We start from the raw sequence: 21,401 nt of genomic DNA on the forward strand, positions 1-21,401 counted from the left end.
CGGCGCGTCGACGGCCGAACCGGGACGGGGCGGTGCGGCTCACGACCGCGCCGGCGATCCAGGTCGACGGCATCAGCAAGTCCTTCGAGGGCGACCGCGTCCTCGAGGACATCTCGCTCGACGTCGCCCCGGGTCGGACCCTGGTGGTGATGGGGCCGTCGGGGGTCGGGAAGACGACCCTCACGCGGATCCTGCTGGGCCTGGAGACGGCCGACGACGGGTCCGGTGACGTGACGATCGGCGGCCATGTCGTCGGCGACCTCGACCCGGCGCGACTCCGGGAGTTCCGTCAGGGCTTCGGAGTCCTCCTCGGCGGCACGTCGGTCTACGAGGGCTCGGTCTTCGCCTCCATGAGCGCGTGGGCGAACGTCCGCTATCCCCTCGAGGCCCGCGGCTACGACGCGGCCACGGTCGAGGCGCGGGGGTGGAACCGGATGGTCGAGTTCGACCTCGTCGACGTGGCCCACCATCTCCCGGACGCACTGTCCTCGGGCACGCGACGGCGGCTCGCGCTCGCGAAGTCGTTCGTCGACGACCCGCACCTGCTGGTCCTCGACGATCCCGGTGCGGCGATGGACCGCACCAACCGCACGACCCTCGTCGAGTCGATCCGCCGGGCCCGGGCGCACACCGACGCGACCATGGTCCTGACGTGCCACGACATCGAGATGGCTCGCGCCCTGGGAGACGACCTCGTCGTCATCCTCGCCGGCCGCATCGTCGAGACCGGGCCCGTGGCGGAGCTCCTCGACGGTGTCGTCGACGCCGAGACCTGGGACCGGCGGTTCGGCTTCAGCACGTCCTTCGCCGAGACCGACGACCGGAGCCGGAGCACCTACGCGCGGGTCGAGGACGCCCGCCGCGAGGTGACCTCGTGGCACTGGGCGGTCTACCTCGTCCTCCTGCTCATGGGGCTGGCCACCCTGATCGCGATCCTGTCGGGCGTCATCGACAACGTCGTCACGTTCTGATCATTCGTCGCAGGGCGCCCACGATCGGCCCCGGACGCCGACCCGGCGGGGTGGACGCTCGGCAGCGGGACGGTCCCGGGGCCTACCCCCAGCGGGGGATCGGTGCCCTCGATCGGCAGATACGGGCCCGGGATCGCACCGCTGCGCCATGGGACTCGTTACGTCGACAACATCCCCCGGCGGGTCCGCCCCGTCTGCTCGTCCAGCTCCCCCCGCAGTGGAGGTCGTCCGTGTCCCTGTCCGCGCGCACCCGCGCTCTGACCGTCGGCGTGCTCGCCGTGGCCGCCGCCTCGCCGGCCGTCGCGCTCGCCGCCCCGGCCCCCGCCGCCGCCCCGGCCCCGGCCGCCGCTCAGCCCGCTGCCGCGCAGCCGGCCGCTGCTCAGCCGGCCGCTGCTCAGCCCGCTGCGGCCCAGCCCGCTGCGGCCCAGCCGGCCGCTGCTCAGCCCGCTGCGGCCCAGCCGGCCGCCGCGCAGCCCGCCGCCGCGCAGCCCGCTGCGGCTCAGCCCGCTGCGGCTCAGCCCGCTGCGGCTCAGCCCGCCGCCGCGCAGCCGGCCGCGGCCCAGCCAGCCGCGGCCCAGCCGGCCGCCACGCAGCCCGCCGCCGCTCAGCCCGCTGCGGCCCAGCCGGCCGCCGCTCAGCCGGCCGCGGCCCAGCCCGCCGCCGCTCAGCCCGCTGCGGCTCAGCCGGCCGCGCAGCCAGCCGCTCCGGAGTCGCCGATCATGAGCGTGTTCAGCGCGCTCACCGGCGTGCCGGCGCCCGCCCCGGCCGCGCAGCCCGCCGCCGCGCAGCCCGCGACCGCCCAGCCCGCCGCCGCGCAGCCCGCGGCCGCCCAGCAGGTGGCGCCGGCCCAGGAGGCCGGCAAGCACCGCGCCGCCGACACCACGAAGGCGGCCGAGAAGAAGGCCGACACCGGCGAGGGCAAGCACGCCAAGAAGGACGACGGCGCCAAGAAGGACGACGGCGCCAAGAAGGACGAGGCGAAGGACGGCTCGAAGGCCGCCCTCAGCGGGATGCACCTCAACCTCTGAGGCCTGCCCACGACGACGAAGCCGGCCCTCCCGCGACGGGAGGGCCGGCTTCGGTCGTGTCGGGGGTGGTGCGCTCAGCCCACCTGGTGAGCCGCCCGGTCCGCGTCGCGCGCGGCGACGTCGGCGGCCGAGCAGAACCCGCGCCCGTGCCGCTTGAGGCACAGCAGGCCGAGCAGGACCCCGGCGGCGTCCACGACGGCGAGCCGCCGCTGACCGCGGGCCGCCATCGCCCGCCGGGTGGTCTCCAGGTCGTCCCCCGGAGCGGCCACCCGCCCGGTCACCGCACCCACCGAGCGGGCCCGGGCCGCGTCGGGGACGCCCTCGAGGTCCGCCCGCTCGACGACCGCGACGAGGACGTCGCGGTCGACGAGCAGCAGCGCGTGCACGTGACCGTCGAGGAAGAACGCGCGTGCCGCGCCCACGGACACGTCGGGTCCGTGGACCTTGGGTGTCCGCAGGTGGGCCTCGGCGACGGTCCCCATGATCAGACCGGGGTGACCTCGACGCGGGTGTCGGAGAACGTCGGTGCGTTCCCCAGGTCCGCGAAGACGAACGGGTTGACGGCGTTCACCGTGGTGCCCTCCTTCGCGTTCTTGCCCCACGATCCCATGGGACAGACCACGACGCCGGGTGCGATCTCCTCGGAAATCTTCGCGAGGGCAACGAACCGGCCGCGGTCGTTGGACACCGCGACGTAGTTCCCCTCGTCGATGCCCCGGGCCTGCGCGTCGGCCGGGTGGATCGTCACCGTCTGCTCGCCCTGGACCCGCTTCTGCATCGCCTGGTCGCCCGCGCTCGAGTTGATGTACGCGTGGGACTTCGGCGAGAGCAGGTTCAGCGGATACAGCTCGCTGCGTTCGCGCGGGGCGATGTAGTGCGGCAGCGGGTCGACCGGGGTGCCCGGCTGGTGGTCGTCGGAGAGCTGCCGGAACAAGTTCACGACGAAGTTGCCCATCGCCTCCAGCGCGGAGCTCCTGAACTCCGTCTTCCCCGACGGCGTCGGGAAGTTGCCGTCGGCGTGCGGGCGGTACTCGTCGGGACCGGGGAGGTTGAGCCGGGCCCATCCGGTCTCGCGCAGCGACTCGAGGGTGATGCCCTCCATCGCGGGGGCCGACCAGTCGTAGGCCTGGGCGAGCAGTTCCTCGTCGGAGAGCTGGAAGAAGTCGTCGTCGAAGCCCATGGCCGCGGCGAGGCGGCGGAACAGCTCGGTGTTGGGCACCGACTCGCCCTCCGGCTCGATCGCCGGGATGTTCAGCGTGACGTAGAAGTGGCCCCAGCTGAACATGATGTCGTGCTGCTCGAGCTGGGTGGTCGCGGGCAGCACGATGTCGGCGTACCGCGCGGTGTCGGTCAGGAAGTGGTCGCTGACCACCGTGAAGAGGTCCTCGCGCTCCAGGCCCTTGGCGATCTTCTCCTGCTCGGGGGAGACGACCATGGGGTTCGAGTTGTAGACCATCAACGCCGTCACCGGGATGTCGAGGTCCATCTCGCCGGTCAGCGCCCGCCCCAGCAGGAACTGGTTGATCACCCGGGTGCCGGGGGTGCGGTACTCGGGGTGGATGAACGCGGGCCAGTTGACCGGGTGCGCCCACAGCGGCAGCTGCAGCAGGCCGCCGCCGACGTGCTTCCAGGCCCCGACGAGGGCGGGGAGGCAGGCGATCGAGCGGACGGTCTGTCCACCGCCGGCGTGGCGCTCGATGGCGACGCCGATGCGGATCATCGAGGGGTCGGTGGTGGCGTACTCGCGGGCGAGGGTGCGGATGTCCTCGGCCGGGATGCCGGTCTCCTCGGAGGCCCACTCCGGGGTGTACTGCGCCACGCGCTCGGAGAGCTCGTCGAACCCGAGGGTGTGCTCGCGGACGTACTCCTCGTCGTGCAGGCCCTCGGTGATGATCACGTGCATCATCGCGAGGGCGAGCGCGCCGTCGGTGCCCGGGCGGATCGGGATGTGCCAGTCGGCGCGGCGGGCGGTCTTGTGGCGCATCGGGTCGATGCAGACGACCTTCGCGCCGCGCTTCTGCGCCTCGGCGATGACCGGCCAGAGGTGCAGGTTCGTGGAGATCGTGTTCGAGGCCCAGATGATGATGTACTTCGAGTGCACGATGCTCTCGGGGTCCACGCCCGCCGTCGCGCCGACGGTGGAGGCGTAGGCGGTGCAGGCGCCGGAGTCGCAGTAGGTGCGCTCGGTGACCGTGGCGCCCATGCGGTGGAAGAAGGCGTCGCCGGCCGACAGGCCGTTGAGGATGCCCTGCGTCCCGAGGTAGCTGACCGGCATCACGGTCTCGGCCCCGTGCTCGGCGATCTTCGCCTGGAACGTCGACGCGATGGTCTCCAGCGCCTCGTCCCAGGAGATCCGCTCGAAGCGGCCGAGGCCCTTCGGTCCGACCCGCTTCATCGGGTACAGCAGGCGGTCCGGGCTGTAGGTCTTGTCGGGGTAGTTGTTGACCTTGACGCAGAGCCCGCCGCGGGTGACCGGGTGGTCGGGGTCGCCGGCGACGTTGGTCGCGCGGCCGTCCTCGACGGTCACGAGCATCGCGCAGGTGTCCGGGCAGTCGTGCGGGCAGGCGGCGCGGACCGTGGTGGTGGTCGGCGTCAGGGTCAGGTCGTCCAGAGCGGTCACGTGCACTCCTGGTGGTGGTCGGGAGGCCGGTCGATCTCCGGATGCTCGCCCCCGCTCCGGCGAGCGGGCTTGTCACTCCGTGCCAGAAGGTCGCGCGGGCACCGACCGCTACACGACGGAAACACGGCCGACCTTGCGGGAGGGTGACCGGCGCCATAGCGTCGGGCGACCACCACCGGAAGCATCCGCCCATGACACGAGCCATGCACCCCGTCGGGCCCTTCGACGAGCCCGGGAACGCGTGCGCCGCCGAGACGGCGGAGGGGCTCGGCCGGTGGAACGACCTGCTGCGGGAGCACTTCGTCGCGCTCGACGTGGACGACACGGTGGACGCCGACCGGGGGTTCGTCTCCACCGTGCGCAGCACGCTGGTCGGCCACCTCTCGGCGTCGGTGGTCAGCTCGATGCCCCAGAGCGCCCGCCGCACCTCCCGCCTGGTGCGCAGCGACCCCCGGACCTACCTTCAGGTGGGCATGGTGACGCGGGGCCGCGCGGTGCTCGAGCAGGACGGCCGGGAGGCGGTCCTGACGCCGGGTCGCTACGCCGTCTACGAGACCGACCGGCCCTTCGCGTGGCACTTCGACGGCCCCTGGACGCTCAACGTGCTGACCTGGCCCCGCGAGCTGGTGCCCCTCGGGGTCGACGTCACGCGCGCGGCCACCGCCCGCACCCTCGGCGAGGACCGGCTCGGTGTGATCGTCGGCCACGCCCTGGCGGAGACCGCGACCGCGCCGCCGGACCTGGGCGACCCCGCGGGCGGCCGCCTCGCGGGCCAGCTCGCGGCGCTGCTCGGCACGGCCGTGGGGGAGTCCCTGCGCCGCGACGAGGTGCTGTCGCCGAGCAGCGCCGAGGACCTGCGACGGCGGGTCGACGCCTACGTCACCGACCACCTCGCCGACCCCGAGCTCGGCCCCGAGGACATCGCCCGCGCCCACTTCCTCTCGGTCCGCGCCCTGCACCGGGTGTTCGCCGACAGCGACCTCTCCGTCGCGGCGCTGGTCCGCCTGCGCCGGCTCCAGCACGCCCGGCGCCGACTGCTCGACCCGCGCGACGCGGCCCTCAGCCTCACCGAGATCGCGCACGCGTGCGGCTTCGCCGACCTGGCGTCGTTCAGCCGTCGGTTCAAGCAGGAGTTCCACGAGGCGCCCGCCGCCTACCGTCGGCGCGGTGGGTTCACCATGCGGGGCTGAGCCGGGCGGTCCGGGGGAGGGGTAGCCCCGAAGAGGCAGGAACTCCCCGCCCGCGGCTGATGTGATCGACTGTGGCGTGGGTAACCATCCGGGGCGACCAACGACGGCCGACACTGCAGCGAGGACCCACCCGTGTACCCCGGAACGTTCGCGAGGACCAGCCCCGACAAGCCCGCCGTCGTCATGGCGGACACCGGGAAGTCGCTCACCTACGCCGAGCTCGAGGACCGCTCGATCCGCCTCGCCCACGTGCTGCGCGAGGCCGGCCTGCGGCCCGGCGGCCACGTCGCGCTCATCGCGACGAACAGCCCCGAGGTCTTCGTCGTCTACTGGGCCGCCGTGCGCTCCGGGCTCTACATCACCGCGGTGAACCACCACCTCTCCGTCGACGAGGCCGCCTACATCGTCGACGACTGCGGGGCGACCGCCCTGATCGTCTCCGCGGACCGGGCGGAGCTGGCCGCATCCGTCGTCGGGAGGACCCCGCAGGTCGCGGAGCGCCTGGCCTACGGCGGTGCCGTGGAGGGCTTCGAGGACTACGAGGCCGCGCTCGCGGCCGCGTCCGGCGAGGAGCCGGCCGACCAGCCGGCGGGCGTGGACATGCTCTACTCCAGCGGCACCACCGGCCGCCCCAAGGGCATCCAGCCCGCACGGCCCACCCGCGAGGTGCACGAGCCCGGCGAACCGTTCGTCTCGATCTTCGGCCCGCTGTTCGGCTTCGACGAGAGCGTCGTCTACTACTCGCCCGCGCCGACCTACCACGCCGCACCGCTGCGCTTCGGCGGGATGGTGCTCGCCACCGGCGGCACGCTGGTGATGACGCAGGGCTTCGAGGCGGAGCAGGCGCTGCGCGTCATCGCCGAGCACGGCGTCACGCACTCGCAGTGGGTCCCGACCATGTTCGTCCGGATGCTCAAGCTCGACGAGGCGGTCCGCGCGGGCTACGACTGCTCGACGGTCAGGGTCGCGATCCACGCCGCGGCGCCGTGCCCGGTCGACGTGAAGCAGTCGATGATGGACTGGTGGGGCCCGGTGCTCTGGGAGTACTTCTCCTCCACCGAGGCCAACGGGATCACGCTCATCTCGCCGCAACAGTGGCTCGACCACCCCGGCTCGGTCGGCCAGTCCGAGCTCGGCACCATCCGGATCTGCGACACCGAGGACCCGGACGCGCCGGAGCTGCCCGCCGGGCAGGTCGGCACGATCTTCTTCGAGCGCCCGCAGCGGCCCTTCGAGTACCACCACGACCCGGAGAAGACCCGCGAGGCGACGCACCCGCACCACGGGACGTGGACGACGACGGGCGACGTCGGCTACGTCGACGACGAGGGCTTCCTCTACCTGACCGACCGCAAGGCGTTCATGATCATCTCGGGCGGGGTCAACATCTACCCGCAGGAGATCGAGAACTGCCTGACGATGCACCCGGCGGTCTTCGACGTCGCGGTCATCGGCATCCCCGACCGGGAGATGGGCGAGCAGGTCAAGGCCGTGGTGCAGCTCGCGGCCGGGCACGAGGGCTCCGACGCGCTCGCGACGGAGCTGATCGAGCACGTGAAGGCGTCCATCGCCCGCTACAAGGCGCCGCGGTCGGTCGACTTCGTCGACGACCTGCCCCGCACGGCCACCGGCAAGTTGGTCAAGGGCGAACTCCGCAAGCAGTACCTCGAGGCAGGCGGAGACGAAGCGAAGCGGAGCTCGACCATGAAGGCAGGGGTGTAGCGATGGCCGTGGGCGTCCGGGAGGAAGTCCCGACGACGGGGAACGCCGGAGAGGTGATCGTGCTCGGCGCGGCACGCACCGCGCCGGAACGCGAGCTGATCGGCGAGTGGGCCGCGCAGCACCACCCGGGCGCCCCGGTCTGCCTGACCCCGCAGGACCTCGAGCGCGCGCTGGCCGACGCCACCCCGACGGCGGAGGTGGTGCCGATCCGCGTGACGTGGCTGCCGCCCACCCGCGCCGCGGAGTGGGCCGACGGCAGCGGCGCCCCGCCGAAGCGGCCGAAGGCGGTCGACCTGCTCGCCCTGATCGGTCATCGTCGGCCGCCCGCCTTCTGGCAGCGCCGGCTTGCGCGCAACGCCCCGGACCGGGTGCAGGTGGTCGAGGGGGAGCCGGCGACCGTCGCGGACCTCACCCGCCGGCACGCCGACCAGGCCGCCGAGGAGCCGCTGGAGGACTACGTCCACCGGGCGGGCGTGCTGTCCTGCGAGCGGGCCGAGCGCGCCGTGATCGGCGATCACTACACGGTGCCCCGGCTCGTGGTGGAGCAGATCGTGGCGTCCACCGCGGTGCGGGAGAAGGTGCGGGAGCTCGCCGAGAAGGAGGGCCGGGCCTTCGGCGAGGTGCTCGACGCGATGCGGGCCCGCCTCGCCGACCTCGCCGCCGTGCAGAACCCGCTCTCGATCGACGCCTTCCGGACCGCGCTCTCGCCCATGCACACGTCGGCGTGGCAGGTCGAGGTGGACGCCGAGACCGTGGAGCCGCTCCGCGCCCTCAACCGCACGGCGCCGCTGGTCTTCCTGCCCACGCACCGCTCCTACGCCGACCCGCTCGTGCTCGGCGAGGTGCTGCGCGACCACGACCTGCCGCGCAACACCGTGCTCGGCGGCAACAACATGTCGTTCTGGCCGATCGGCCCGCTCGGCAAGCGCGCGGGCGTCGTGTTCATCCGTCGCTCGAGCGGCGACGACAAGGTCTACCGGCTCGCGCTGCGCGAGTACATCGCCCACCTCGTGACGAAGCGGTTCAACCTCGAGTGGTACATCGAGGGCGGCCGGTCGCGGACGGGGAAGCTGCGGCGCCCCAGCATGGGTCTGCTCTCCTACCTCGTCGGCGCGCTCGACGACGGCCGCGTCCCGGACGTGCAGCTCGTCCCGACCTCGCTGGTCTACGACCGGCTCTACGAGCTCGACGCGATGGCCGCCGAGCAGGGCGGGGCGGACAAGTCGGCGGAGGGCCTCGGCTGGATGGCCCGCTACATCCGGGGCCAGGCCCGCAACGACGGCAACGCCCGCGTCCGGTTCGGGGAGCCGTTCTCGCTCGCCGAGGCGCTCGCGGAGGCCGGGGACGGCCCCAACCGGCTGGACAAGGTCGCGTTCGCGATCTGCGACGGCATCAACCGCGCGACCCCGGCCACGCCCACCGCCCTGGTCACGTTCGCGCTGCTCGGGACGGGTGGGCGCGCGCTCACCCACGAGCAGATCCGGGTGTCCACCGAGCCGCTGCTCGACCACCTCGACGCGCTCGGCCGCCCCGGCCCGCGCGAGGGTCTGCACGACGGCGGGCTCTCCCGCACCCTCGACCGGCTGGTCACGGGGGAGGTGGTCGAGCGCTACGACGGCGGGGACGAGCCGGTCTGGTCGATCCGCGAGGGCCGCCACCGGGTCGCAGCGTTCTACCGCAACGGCGCGATCCACCACTTCGTCGACCGGGCGATCGTCGAGATGGCCCTGTTGGCCGCCTCGCGGGCGCCCGCCGGGACCGACCCGGTCGAGGCCGCGTGGACCGACGCGCTCGCGCTGCGCGACCTGCTCAAGTTCGAGTTCTTCTTCCCGTCCAAGCGCCGGTTCTCCGACGCGATCAGCGCCGAGACCGACCTGATCGACGTCCGGTGGCGCGAACGGGTCGCGGAGGGCGACGGGGCCGCCGACCTGCTGGCCGACGCCCGATTCCTCGTCGCCCCCCGCACGTTGCGTTCCTTCGTCGACGCCCAGTGGGTGGTGGCCACGAAGCTCGCGGCCCTGGACCCCGCCCGGGAGGTCGACCGCAAGGCGTTCACCGCCGAGTGCCTCGGGCTGGGCCGCCAGATGCTGCGTCAGGGCCGGGTGGCCCGGCCCGACTCCGTCTCGACGGAGCTGTACGCCTCCGCGCTGGATCTGGCCGGCAACCGGGGCCTGCTGGAGGACTCGAGCCGGGAGGACCGCGCGGCCTTCCTCGCCGAGATCGACGAGGTGCGGGGCCGGCTCGTGGAGCTCGCCCGGCTCGAGGAACGACGGACCGAGGAGCTGCTGGCATGACCGCCGTCGTCAGGGCCGAGAGCTCCCTGGCCGCCCGCATCGACGCCGCCCCGCCCGGCGAGACGGTCACGGCGTTCGTCGCCGTCGACGGCGGCCTGCTCGCGGGCAGCCCGCTGGCCCCGTTCGCGACGCCGGACTCGCTCTGGGGCCGCTTCGTGGCCGACGTGGTGGCCGGCGTGGCCGGACCCGCCGTCGTGACCCCGGACGACGTCGTCCGCGTGGTCCGCGCGCGCCGCGGCCGGACCGTGGACGAGGTCGCCGACGAGTGCGCCGCCACCTTCCGCGGCACCACCGCCTCGTGGCTGCACCCCGAGGTGTGGCGGCTGGCCGTCCGGCACGCGGGATGGGGGCACCGCGTGGTGCTGGTGTCGGCGGCGACCCCGCTCGACGTGGCTCCGCTGGCCGAGGCGCTGGGCGCGGACGACGTGGTGGCGACGCGGCTCTCGTACGGCGGGCCCGACGGCGACGTCGTCGCGGGGCTCGGCTCCCCGGTCTGCACCGGGCCGGACGCCGCCGCGGCCGTCGTCGGCTGGGCCGACGACCACGACGTCGACCTCGGGCAGGCGTTCGTCTACGCCCCGGCCGACGACCGGGCGCTGCTCGACCTGGCCGCGCACCCCGTCGTCGTCGGGGGGCCCGACGGCGTGCACCCGGCCCTCCCGGTCGCCCCGCGCGGCGCGGTGCCGCCGGTCGAGGCGATCGGCGGCACCGTCGGCTTCTACGGCGGCTTCCTCTCGGCGACCCTGGCGGCGATGGGCTCCGGCGCCCTGCGGCTCTCCCGCCACCACGCGATCAACCTCGCGGGGTCGCTCGGCTCCGAGCTCGCCCTCGGGATCGCGGGGGTCGACGTGGAGGTCTCCGGCGCCGAGCACCTGTGGTCGCACCGCCCCGCGGTGTTCGTGTTCAACCACCAGAGCGCCCTGGACCCGATCGTCACCATGACGATGCTGCGGCACGACTTCACCGGCGTCGCCAAGGCGGAGGCGCGGTCCATGCCCCTGTTCGGGCAGCTGTTCGTGCTCGCCGACGTCGCGTTCGTCGAGCGCGGCAACACCCGCCAGGCCAAGGAGGCGCTGGAACCCGCCGTCGAGAAGATCCGCCGGGGGATGTCGCTGCTGATGGCGCCGGAGGGCACGCGGTCGCCCACCCCGCGGCCCGGGCGCTTCAAGAAGGGCGCCTTCCACATCGCGATGCAGGCCGGCGTGCCGATGGTGCCGATCGTCCTGGAGAACGCGGGCGAGCTGATGTGGCGCCACGACGCGACCGTCCGGCCGGGCACCGTGCGCGCGACCGTCCTGCCCCCGATCGACACCGCCGCCTGGAGCGTCGACACTCTCGACGACCACGTGGCGCACGTGCGGGGCCTGTTCCTGGAGACGCTCGGGTTGAGGGAGAAGCAGTGACCGAGGCGGGGTTGTCCTGGGCGGACTCCGACGAGATGTCGGCGTTCGAGACGATGATGTGGCGGGCGGAGGCCGACCCGGCGCTGCGCTCCACGATGGTGGCGGTCGCGGACCTCGACGCCACGCCGGACTGGGCACGCCTCGTCGCCGCGCACGACTGGGCGACGCGCATGGTGCCGCGGTTCCGCAAGCGCGTCGTGGAGCCGCCGCTCGGTCTCGGGGCGCCCGTCTGGTCGCCCGACCCGGACTTCGACCTGGACCGGCACGTCCGCCGCGTGTCGGTGCCCTCGGGGCAGGGGTGGGACGGCGTCCTCGCCATCGCCGAGCACCTCGCGCTGACCCCGTTCGACCGGGAGCGCCCGCCGTGGGAGGCGGTGCTCGTGGAGGGCCTGCCCGACGGCCGGGCCGCCTACCTGCTCAAGATGCACCACGCGACCACCGACGGGCTCGGTGGCGTGCAGCTGTTCAACGGACTGCTCAACCGCTCCCGCGAGACCGACCCCGGCAAGCCCCAGCCGGAGCCGCCGGTGGAGAACGGGCCCGGCCCGTGGGCCGCGCTCGGGCGCCAGGTGCGCCACGACGCGGAGTCGCTCGCGTCCGTCCCGGTCCACATGGTGCGGGCGGCCGGTGCCGCGCTGCGCGACCCGATCGCCAAGGCCCGCGAGGCGGTGGCCTTCGGGCTCTCCGCGATCCGGGTGATCGGCGACCCGGGCGCCACCCCGTCGCCGCTGCTCGCGACCCGCGGCCCGGACTGGCGGTTCGTCTCGATGGAGCTGCCCTTCGCCCCGTTCCGGGCGGCCGCGAAGGCGGGCGGGGGCACGATCAACGACGCCTACATCGCCGCCCTGCTCGGGGCGTTCCGGCTCTACCACGAGGCGCTCGGCAGCCCGACCGACACGATCCGGATGTCCATCCCGGTCTCGCTGCGCGGCGAGGGCGACGGGGCGGGCGGGAACAGGATCGCGTCCCTGCGGCTGGCCGGCCACCTCTCCGAGAAGGACCCGGCGGCCCGCATGGCGACCATCGCGGCCGACGTCGCCGCGGGGCGCGCCGAGCCCGCCGCCGACGACATCGGGCTGGTCTCCCCACTGCTCGCCCGGTTGCCCGGCAGCGTCATGGCCGCCGTCGCCGGCGGGGTGACGAAGGGCAACGACCTGCAGGCCTCCAACGTGCCCGGCATCCGCGAGGAGGTGTTCCTGGCCGGCGCGAAGGTCGAGCGGATGTTCCCCTACGCCCCGCGGCCGGGCTGCGCCGCCATGATCACGATGCTCACCCACGGCGACACCTGCTGCCTCGGGGCGAACATCGACCCCGCGGCCATCACCGACCGCGAGCTGTTCGGCCGCTGCCTCGTCGAGGGCTTCGTCGAGGTGCTCTCCCTCGGCCCGGACAACGCCCCGACGCCGGTGCTGCGCGGCTGATCCTCCCGCAGCTCCAGGCCGGGAAACCCCTCGGATCGAAGGGGGGAGCCGCCTCCCTCCCGGGGGAGGTTCGAGTGCCCTCTCGCCCCGTGACCATGAGTGACACGACGCACCGCACGGCGAGGGTGCGGACCGCGACCCCGAGCGCGGTCCGCCCGCCGGGTGCGCCCCTCACCCCACGATGCGAGGAGTGCCCGCATGGCTTTCTTCAACGACTCCGCCGAGGTCGACAAGTACATCGGTGGCGTCTTCCGCGCCGCCAACGACCACCCCGAGTCCGGCCCGAAGCTGCGGTCGTCGGGCATCTTCCTCAAGGTCTTCTACACCGACCCCGCCACCGAGATGAACATCGTGATGCACGAGCCCACGATGGAGGTGTCGCTCGGCTCCACCGACGAGAAGCCCGACATCACGCTGATGATGAAGGCCGACACCGGCGACAAGTTCTGGCGCGGCGAGTACAACCTCGCCGTCGGCCTGGCCAAGGGCGAGGTCAAGGCCAAGGGCCCGGTCAACAAGATCCTCAAGCTCGTCCCCCTCACCAAGCCGCTCTTCCCGATGTACCGGGAGCTCGTGGCCGAGAAGGACGCCTCGGCCTGACGCCGGGCGATCCCAGAGACGACGAGGAGGAGGACCCCCCGACATGGCGACCATGCGCGCCGTCCTGCTGCGCAAGGCCCACGACGTCCGCGTCGACGAGGTCGAGCGCCCCACCGTCACCGACCCCGGTGACGTGCTGCTCAAGGTCGAGAAGACCGCGATCTGCGGCACCGACCTGCACCCCTACGAGGGCCGGCTGGAGCTCGAGGAGGACGTCGTCCTCGGCCACGAGTTCCTCGGCACCGTCGTCGAGGTCGGCGCCGCGGTGACGCAGTTCGAGGAGGGGGACCGCGCGGTCGCCTCCTGCGTCGTCAGCTGCGGCGCCTGCTACAACTGCCGCCGGTCCCGGCCCGGCCAGTGCCTCGGCACCCGCATCTTCGGGCTCGGCATCGTCTTCGGGTCGCTCTCCGGCGGCCAGGCCGAGTACGTGGTCGTGCCGAACGCCGACCTCACGATGCGCAGGATCGACGACCAGGGCCGGGGCAACGACGAGGACAAGCTCTTCGTCGGCGACATCATGGCGACCGGCTACGAGGCCGTCCGCAAGGTGATGCGCCCCGGCGACACCGTCGCGATCGTCGGCGCCGGCCCGGTCGGCCTGTGCGCCGCGATGGCCGCGAACGTCCTCGGCGCCGGCCAGGTGGCCGTGGTCGACAAGGTGGCGGCCCGCCTCAAGGAGGCCGAGGCGATCGGCGCGATCGGCGTGAACGCCTCCGAGGTCGACCCGGCCGAGGCCGTGCAGGACATCACCGAGTGGCGCGGGGCCGACGTCGTCATCGACGCGGTCGGGCACCCGTCGGCGCTGCTCTCGGCGTGCTCCCTGGTCGCCTCCGGCGGCGCGATCTCCATCCCCGGCGTCTACACCGAGGACTCGATCGAGCTGCCGTTCGGCGAGCTGTACCTCAAGGGCGTCACGATCCACCAGGGCGTCGCGAACATCATCAACTACATGGACGAGACCCTCGCGCTGATCGCCGCGGGGAAGCTCGACCCGAGCCGGTTCGTCTCGCACCGCATGCCGATGAGCGAGGCGGCCGAGGCCTACCGGATGTTCGAGGCCCGCGAGGCCACCAAGATCGTCCTGGACCCGACCTCATGACGACGACCGAGCTCAAGCACTTCCCGCTGGTCATCGGCGGCGAGAAGGTCGACACCGAGACCGCGCTGGACATCGTCGACCCGTCGACCGGCGAGGTCGTCGCCACGGCGGCCTGCGGCACAGCTGAGCACATCGACCGGGCCGTCGAGGCGGCGCAGCGGGCCTTCGAGGCCGGCGACTGGTCGCGCGCCACGCCGGCCCACCGCGCCGACGTCCTGCGCCGCATGTCCACCATCCTCGGCGAGCGCCTCGACGAGATCGTCGAGCTCGAGCTGATGGGCAACGGGGCCACGGTCCGCCAGGCCACCGGCTTCCACGTCGGCTACTGCGCGCCGCACCTGGAGTACTTCGCCGACCTCGCGGCCCGCTACGAGTTCGAGCGACCCGGTCCGCGCGCGGCGTTCCCGACGCTCGGGCAGAGCTCGGTGCGCCGCGAGCCGATCGGCGTCGTCGGCGCCATCGCGCCGTGGAACTTCCCGCTGCTGCTGTCGCTGTGGAAGTGGGCGCCCGCGCTCGCCGTCGGGAACTCGGTGGTGCTCAAGCCGGACGAGAAGACCCCGCTCTCGGCGCTCGCCCTGGCCGAGATCGGCCTCGAGGCGGGCCTGCCGCCCGGCGTCTTCAACGTCGTCCCGGGCATCGGGGCCGACGCGGGCTCGCGGCTGGCGTCGCACCCCGGCGTCGGGAAGATCGGGTTCACCGGGTCGACCGCGATCGGCCGCGAGGTCATGCGGCTCGCCTCCGGCACCGTCAAGGCGGTCACGCTCGAGCTCGGTGGCAAGTCGCCGGCGGTCGTCCTCGACGACGCCGACCTGGAGACCACGGTCGACGGCGTGCTCTACGGCTGCATGCTCTACTCCGGCCAGGTCTGCGAGTCGATGACCCGCCTGCTGGTCCCGCGCGAGCGCGAGCAGGAGTTCGTCGACCGGCTGGTGGAGCGCGCCTCGACCATCCAGCTCGGCGACACCCGCGACTGGGAGACCGACATGGGTCCCCTGGTCAGCGCCAGGCAGCAGCAGCGCGTGCTCGAGTACATCGAGAGCGGCAAGGCGGAGGGCGCCACCGTGGCGCTCGGCGGCGGCGTCCCCGAGGGCGAGCGCTTCACGCGCGGCTTCTGGGTCGAGCCGACCATCTTCACCGGCGTCCGCAACGACATGCGGATCGCCCAGGAGGAGATCTTCGGCCCGGTGCTGTCGGTGATCGCCTACGACGACGAGGACGACGCGGTCGCGATCGCCAACGACACCGAGTACGGCCTCGCCGCCTCGGTGTGGAGCGCCGACAACTCGCGGGCGCTCGAGATCGCGGACCGCATCCAGGCCGGCTCGGTCTGGATCAACGACGCGCACCAGATCAACTGCGCGGTCCCGTTCGGCGGCTACAAGCAGAGTGGCACCGGACGCGAGCTGGGCCCGGACGCGCTCGACGCGTTCACCGAGGTCAAGGGCATCCACCTCGACCTCTCGGGCAGCCGGGACGCCCGGCCGTACGACGTCCTGCTGAGCCACGCCGACTAGAGGGGGAAGCCATGACCACCACCGAGACCGACGCCCCCGCCGAGTGGGACGCGTTCTTCGACGACGACGAGACCGAGGACGGCGTCGAGTTCATCCCCGCCTCCGGCGAGGGCAAGCCGCCGCACTCGGAGATCGACATCTCGTCCAAGGAGTTCTGGGCGCAGACCTCCGAGGAGCGGGACAAGCGGTTCTCCCAGCTCCGGGAGACCGACCCGGTGTCGTGGCAGCGCCCCGTCGAGGACGCCGTCACCCCCGACCCCGACGACCCGGGCTACTGGGCGCTGGTCAAGCACGCCGACATCGTGAAGGTCAGCCGGGACAACGAGACCTTCATCAGCGGCCAGGGCGTGCTGTTCGACATGCTGCCGGAGATCTTCCTGCAGATGACGCAGTCCTTCCTCGCGATGGACAACCCGAAGCACGACAAGCTGCGCAAGCTCGTCGCCTCGGCGTTCACCCCGAAGCAGGTCCGCCGCCTCGAGGCCCAGATCCAGCTCGCGGCCAAGGAGATCGTCGACTCGTTCGCGTCCGACCCCTCGGGCGAGATCGACTTCCCGGAGCGGTGCGGGGAAAGACTCCCCGAGCGGATCTTCTGCGACATGTTCGGCATCCCGGAGGACATGCGCAAGCGCACCGTCCGCGCCGCGGGTGACATCGTCGCCTGGGCCGACCCGGAGTACCTCGCCGGCCGTCCGGCGGACGAGGTGCAGGTCGAGGCCGCGGCCGCGCTGCACGAGATCGCCGAGGAGCTGATCAACGCCCGCAAGGAGAACCCCACCGAGGACCTGTTCTCCGCGCTGATGAACGCCGAGATCGACGGCGAGAAGCTCGACGACTTCGACATCGGCGCGTTCTTCGTGCTGATGTCGGTGGCCGGCACGGACACCACGAAGCACACCTCGGCGTTCACGGTCCGCGCCTTCACCCACTTCCGCGACCAGCAGGAGTGGCTGATGGAGGACTTCGACGGCCGCATCGACGGTGCGATCGAGGAGTTCGTCCGCTACGCGTCGCCGGTGATGACCTTCCGTCGCACCGCGGTGGTCGAGACCGAGCTCGGCGGCAAGACGATCGTGCCGGGCGACAAGGTCGTCATGTTCTACCCGTCCGGGAACCAGGACACCGAGGTGTTCACCGACCCTGACCGGTTCGACCTCTCCCGGTCGCCGAACCCGCATGTGGGCTTCGGGGGCGGCGGGGTGCACTTCTGCCTCGGCAACCAGCTCGCGAAGTCGGCGCTGCGGGAGCTGTTCCGCCAGCTCCTCACCCGGCTCCCCGACTTCGAGGCGGGCGAGCCGGAGCTGCTGGGCACGAACTTCATGCGCGGCGTCAAGCGCATGCCGTTCCGGTTCACCCCGGAGACGCAGGCATGAGGATCGTCGTGGACCACGACAAGTGCAGCGGTCTCGGGCTCTGCGAGGCCGAGGCCCCGGACCTGTTCGAGGTCCAGGACGACGGGTCGCTCGTCGTGCTGGACGACTCGCCGGGGTCGGAGCAGATCGAGATCGCGCGCGCCGCGTGCGAGGCCTGCCCGACGGAGGCCCTGACGCTCGTCGAGAGCTGACACCGCCCCGTCCCGAGCGAAGGGCCCCCTCGATCGACACGACCGAGGGGGCCCTTCGCTCCGTACCGGGCGGGGGAACCGCTCAGGAGGCGGCGCCCCCACCCTGCATCTGCCACCACAGCGACACGGCCTCGGCCCGGTTCGCGGCCCCGAGCTTGCGCAGGATGTGCTTGACGTGCGACTTGACCGTGCCCTCGGAGATCACGAGGCGCCGCGCCGTGCGGGCGTTGGTGTCGCCGGCGGCCATGTGCCGCAGGACCTCGAGCTCCCGGCGCGTGAGTTCGGCGCGGGCGACGGGGACGGTGCCCTGCTGCCGTCGGCCGAAGCCCGGGCCCTCGGTGCCGGTGGGAGCGGCCGGGCGCGGGGGCGTCGGCCCGGAGCCGGGCAGCCCGAAGGCACCCGTGAAGCTCCCGAGGCCCGGCGCCCCGAGCCGGCTCGCGATCTCGTCGAGACCCGCGCGCACCGACCCGACCTGATCGAGCACGAGGGTCCGGGCGAGCGCCTGCCCGAGGCCCTCGGCGAAGGTGGCGAGCACCTGGCGGTCGGTCTCGTCGAGGTCGCGCTGCTGGTAGTAGCAGTCGCCGTGCAGGAAGCCGACGACCTCGCCGCCGGCGATGATCGGGCTCGCGGCGTAGCTGGAGGACAGCGACGCGTCGGCGATGGGCTTGTTGATGCTCTCCCGCTGCTGGACGTTCTCGACGACGAGCGACACCCGGCGGCGCAGGATCTCGCTCTCCGGCAGGGCGGCGGTGAGCGGGAGCGGGTTGCCGCGTCCGATCTCGAGGATCTGGCCTGCCCACGTCGGATCGCGCTCGATCGCGACGTGCTCGGGGATCCACACCGAGTCCTCGACGCGGGAGACGATGGCCCGGTCGAAGCCGAGGGCGCACACCACCGACGGGACCTTCGTGACGAGCGCCGCGGTGGACTGGATGTCCGCGAGCGAGGCGAGACCCTCGCGGACGCGGTGGAAGAGCATGTTGCGGTTCTCGATGTCGCGCCGGAGCAGCGCGTCGTCCACCGTCTTGATGCGTCGCAGCAGGTCGACCGCCTCCGGCGTGACCCCCGCGTCGGTGGTCATCGCGGCGAGCGTGCGGTCCCATGCCGACTCGAGGGCCCGCCGGGCTCCGCAGTGGTCCCGCACGCGGTCCGCGGTGACGGAGGGAGCGCCGCCCGTCAGGGACGCCGCCGCTGCCACGAGATCCAGGACGTCGTCGCGGTCGGTGGGTCGCAGCGATCCGACGCGTTCGTCGTCCGCCACCACCCCGGGGGACGTGCGACCGGCCGTCGCGAGTGTCATGAGCGCCTCCTCGTTGAGCGCAGGCATAACTCGTGTAACGCCGAACACACCATAGCGATACTCCGAACGAGAGACGAATGGCCTCCAACAGCACCTTTCCCGACGGTGGCCGCGAGACGTCGACCGTCCGCGACCTGCGCGGGGAGGATCTCGCGGCCCTCCTCCCGCACTCCCCGACCGCGCGCATCCGGTTCCTCGTGGAGGCCGCCGACGCCCTGGCGCGGGCGGGCGACGGCGACGTCGTGGCCGTCGGGCAGGGCGGGCAGGTGTGCGCGGCCGCCGCGGCCGGGTACCGGACGCCGTTCGGCGACGCGACGGTGGTGCTGACCTCCGGCCGTGACGCCGTGGTCGACCTGCGGCGGTTGCTCGCCACGCTGGAGCTCCGCTCGATCGCCCGCCGGTGCCTCGGGCTGGTCGGCGCGGTGGACGCCCCGGACCTGCCGGGGCGTCGGCTGCTCGAGTCGCTCGGCTACGAGATCAGCGGCGCGGGGGTCGTGGCGTGGACCGAGGAGACCCGGGTCGGCCTGCCCGCGCACCACGTGGACGTCTGGCGGCTGCGCAAGACGATCTCCGGTCCGGGGGGCACCCTGCCCCCGGGGACACCCGACGAGGAGGACACATGCAGCTCGGACTGACGCTGGGGTACTGGGGTGCCGGCCCGCCGCCGGGCCTGGTGGAGCAGGTGCGCGCCGCCGAGGACCTCGGCTTCGACTCGATCTGGACCGCCGAGGCCTACGGCTCGGACGCCTTCACCCCGCTGGCGTGGCTCGGCGCGAGCACCTCGCGCGTGCGCCTGGGCACCTCCATCGTCCAGATGTCGGCGCGGACCCCGGCCGCGACCGCGATGGCCGCGATGACCCTGGACCACCTCTCCGACGGGCGGGTGGCGCTCGGCGTCGGGGCGTCCGGCCCGCAGGTCGTCGAGGGCTGGTACGGCGCGCCCTACCCGAAGCCGCTCGCGCGGACCCGGGAGTACGTGCGCATCCTGCGGGACGCCATCGCCCGCGAGAAGCTCCGCAGCGACGGCGAGCACTACCCCCTGCCGTACCCCGGCGGGACGGGCCTCGGCAAGCCGCTGCGTTCGACGTTGCACCCGCGCCGGACCGACCTGCCGATCCTCGTCGCGGCCGAGGGGCCGAAGAACGTCGCGCTCGCCGCCGAGATCGGCGACGGGTGGATCCCGCTCTTCTACTCCCCGTACGACGACGGGCACTACCGCGCGTCCCTCGAGGAGGGCTTCGCCCGCCGGGAGGGCGGCCGCCCCGAGGGCTACGAGGTCGTCTGCATGGTGCAGGTGGAGATCGACGACGACGTCGAGGCCGCCGCCGACCGCGTCCGGGACCACCTCGCGCTCTACATCGGCGGCATGGGCTCCAAGGAGGTGAACTTCCACTACCGGGTCTTCGCGCGGATGGGGTTCGACGACGAGTGCGCCGCGATCCAGGAGCACTACCTGGCGGGGCGCAAGGCGGACGCGGCGCGGACCGTGCCCACCGCCCTCGTCGAGAAGGTGGCGCTGGTCGGGCCTCGGGAGAAGATCGCCGAGGAGCTGACGGCGTGGCAGGACTCCCTGGTCACCACCATGGTGATCGGTGGGGACCGCACGACCCTGGAGACGATGGCCGACCTCGTCGGGACCCGCTGACCTCGCTTCCGGGACGCTCAGGCGCGCAGCGCCGCCCCCGTCCTGGCGGCGGCCTGCTCGCCGCTGCGGATGGCGCCCTCGACCCACGGGGCCGCCATGTGGTCCCCGGCGAGGTCGATCCGCCCGTGGGGCAGGTGGGCGCGGGCCTGCTCCAGTCGCAGGACGGACCCGGGCCGGAAGGTCGGCGTGTAGGGGTGGTGGCGCATGACCACCCGCTCGGTCACCTGTCCCACCACCTCCGGGTGGAGCTTCTCGACGTCGGTCTGCAGCCGGTCGGCCAGCTCGTCGTCGGACAGGTTCGCCGCCTGCGCCGCGCGGGCGGCGGTCACGAGCAGCAGTCCGCCCTCGTCGGCCCAGGCGTTCGCGACGTAGACACCGCCCAGCGTCGAACCCCCGACCTCGGGCGTGGTGACGACCTCCATGCCCACCGGCCGGCCCTCGGCCCGCAGCTCCAGCGGCGTGCGGGTGCGCAGGTACACGTAGTCGATCCGCGAGTGGTCCATCGACGCTAGGTGGGACCGGACGGGGAGCGGCGCCTCGGCCCAGAGTGCGGCGGCCCGGTCGGCGGGGCACGCCAGCACGGCGGCCCGGGCCGTCACCGGCAGCCCGGTCGACACCTCCACCGTGACCCCGTCGGCGCGCGGGTGGACCGCGGTGACCTCGACGTGGTGGCGGACCGGGGTGTCGCCGGCGACCGCGCCGACGAAGCGCCCGATCCCGCCCCGGACCTCCCGCAGCTCGCCGGTGAAGACGTGCAGCTGCAGGGCGAACATCGCCGCGGTCAGCTCTGCGGATCGCTCGCCCCAGAGGAACTCGTGCGGACCGGCGGTGAGGTAGTCGGCGCCGGCCGGGGTGAGCCCGGCGGCGGCGGACCGGCCGTCGAAGCGGCGCATCGAGACCAGGTCGCCGAGGTCGCGGGGACGGGCGAGCAGCATGGGGCCGCGACCCGGAGCAGCGCGGCCTTGTCCCGCCAGCCCAGCAACCGTGTCACCACCGGACCCGTCGGCGAGCCCAGGTCGACGTGCCGCCA

General features: G+C 73.2%; 18 protein-coding genes. 14 read left to right on the top strand and 4 right to left on the bottom strand.

Features of this window, described 5'->3' with window-relative positions; genetic code table 11:
• Positions 1-32 precede the first annotated feature (32 nt).
• Together BJ983_RS24490 and BJ983_RS24495 are read left to right on the top strand one after the other, a co-directional pair.
• On the top strand, positions 33-971 hold the full coding sequence (locus BJ983_RS24490; RefSeq protein ID WP_179796192.1) for an ATP-binding cassette domain-containing protein: 939 nt from the start codon (positions 33-35) through the stop codon (positions 969-971).
• 230 nt (positions 972-1,201) lie between these two features.
• Positions 1,202-1,999, top strand: a complete 798-nt coding sequence (locus tag BJ983_RS24495) for a hypothetical protein (protein ID WP_179796193.1) — start codon at positions 1,202-1,204, stop codon at positions 1,997-1,999.
• Positions 2,000-2,073: 74 nt separating this feature from the next.
• On the opposite strand, the gene BJ983_RS24500 is transcribed toward BJ983_RS24495, so the two are convergent.
• Entirely contained in the window at positions 2,074-2,481 is a 408-nt protein-coding gene (locus BJ983_RS24500; protein ID WP_179796194.1) for a CBS domain-containing protein, read from the bottom strand.
• Positions 2,482-2,483: 2 nt separating this feature from the next.
• Positions 2,484-4,619 (bottom strand): molybdopterin-dependent oxidoreductase, encoded by a 2,136-nt coding sequence (locus BJ983_RS24505; protein ID WP_179796195.1) that lies wholly within the window; start codon positions 4,617-4,619, stop codon positions 2,484-2,486.
• A 191-nt stretch (positions 4,620-4,810) separates the two neighbouring features.
• On the opposite strand from BJ983_RS24505, the gene BJ983_RS24510 reads away from it, so the two are divergent.
• The 10 genes from BJ983_RS24510 to BJ983_RS24555 all read left to right on the top strand — a co-directional run bounded on the left by BJ983_RS24510 (position 4,811) and on the right by BJ983_RS24555 (position 17,426).
• Entirely contained in the window at positions 4,811-5,809 is a 999-nt protein-coding gene (locus BJ983_RS24510) for a helix-turn-helix domain-containing protein (RefSeq protein WP_179796196.1), read from the top strand.
• A gap of 132 nt (positions 5,810-5,941) precedes the next feature.
• Entirely contained in the window at positions 5,942-7,531 is a 1,590-nt protein-coding gene (locus BJ983_RS24515; protein WP_179796197.1) for an AMP-binding protein, read from the top strand.
• 2 nt (positions 7,532-7,533) lie between these two features.
• Positions 7,534-9,825, top strand: coding sequence for a glycerol-3-phosphate 1-O-acyltransferase (locus tag BJ983_RS24520; protein WP_179796198.1), 2,292 nt, complete (start codon positions 7,534-7,536; stop codon positions 9,823-9,825).
• A complete protein-coding gene (locus BJ983_RS24525) occupies positions 9,822-11,228 on the top strand; it encodes a 1-acylglycerol-3-phosphate O-acyltransferase (protein WP_179796199.1) in 1,407 nt (468 codons plus the stop codon). Before BJ983_RS24520 ends, BJ983_RS24525 begins: the two co-directional genes overlap by 4 nt.
• Positions 11,225-12,649, top strand: coding sequence for a wax ester/triacylglycerol synthase family O-acyltransferase (locus BJ983_RS24530; RefSeq protein ID WP_179796200.1), 1,425 nt, complete (start codon positions 11,225-11,227; stop codon positions 12,647-12,649). Before BJ983_RS24525 ends, BJ983_RS24530 begins: the two co-directional genes overlap by 4 nt.
• A gap of 198 nt (positions 12,650-12,847) precedes the next feature.
• On the top strand, positions 12,848-13,249 hold the full coding sequence (locus BJ983_RS24535; RefSeq protein WP_179796201.1) for an SCP2 sterol-binding domain-containing protein: 402 nt from the start codon (positions 12,848-12,850) through the stop codon (positions 13,247-13,249).
• 43 nt (positions 13,250-13,292) lie between these two features.
• On the top strand, positions 13,293-14,348 hold the full coding sequence (locus tag BJ983_RS24540; RefSeq protein ID WP_179796202.1) for an alcohol dehydrogenase catalytic domain-containing protein: 1,056 nt from the start codon (positions 13,293-13,295) through the stop codon (positions 14,346-14,348).
• Positions 14,345-15,862: an aldehyde dehydrogenase family protein gene (locus BJ983_RS24545; protein WP_179796203.1), complete on the top strand. Its 1,518-nt coding sequence runs from the start codon at positions 14,345-14,347 to the stop codon at positions 15,860-15,862. The genes BJ983_RS24540 and BJ983_RS24545 overlap by 4 nt, the downstream gene beginning before the upstream one ends.
• Before the next feature lie 11 nt (positions 15,863-15,873).
• Complete coding sequence (locus tag BJ983_RS24550; RefSeq protein WP_179796204.1) at positions 15,874-17,235, top strand: cytochrome P450; 1,362 nt, start codon at positions 15,874-15,876, stop codon at positions 17,233-17,235.
• Positions 17,232-17,426, top strand: a complete 195-nt coding sequence (locus tag BJ983_RS24555; RefSeq protein ID WP_179796205.1) for a ferredoxin — start codon at positions 17,232-17,234, stop codon at positions 17,424-17,426. Before BJ983_RS24550 ends, BJ983_RS24555 begins: the two co-directional genes overlap by 4 nt.
• Before the next feature lie 82 nt (positions 17,427-17,508).
• Here the strand turns inward: BJ983_RS24555 and BJ983_RS24560 are convergent, their stop codons facing one another.
• Positions 17,509-18,726, bottom strand: a complete 1,218-nt coding sequence (locus BJ983_RS24560; protein ID WP_179796206.1) for a LuxR C-terminal-related transcriptional regulator — start codon at positions 18,724-18,726, stop codon at positions 17,509-17,511.
• 77 nt (positions 18,727-18,803) lie between these two features.
• Here BJ983_RS24560 and BJ983_RS24565 point away from each other — a divergent pair, with 77 nt between their 5' ends.
• Entirely contained in the window at positions 18,804-19,361 is a 558-nt protein-coding gene (locus tag BJ983_RS24565; RefSeq protein WP_179796207.1) for a GNAT family N-acetyltransferase, read from the top strand.
• Entirely contained in the window at positions 19,346-20,371 is a 1,026-nt protein-coding gene (locus BJ983_RS24570) for an LLM class F420-dependent oxidoreductase (RefSeq protein WP_179796208.1), read from the top strand. Before BJ983_RS24565 ends, BJ983_RS24570 begins: the two co-directional genes overlap by 16 nt.
• 17 nt (positions 20,372-20,388) lie before the next feature.
• On the opposite strand, the gene BJ983_RS31170 is transcribed toward BJ983_RS24570, so the two are convergent.
• Complete coding sequence (locus tag BJ983_RS31170; RefSeq protein WP_281376297.1) at positions 20,389-21,306, bottom strand: FAD-dependent oxidoreductase; 918 nt, start codon at positions 21,304-21,306, stop codon at positions 20,389-20,391.
• Between the last annotated feature and the right edge of the window lie 95 nt (positions 21,307-21,401).

This window comes from Actinomycetospora corticicola, assembly GCF_013409505.1.
In the GTDB taxonomy this organism is placed as follows: domain Bacteria; phylum Actinomycetota; class Actinomycetes; order Mycobacteriales; family Pseudonocardiaceae; genus Actinomycetospora; species Actinomycetospora corticicola.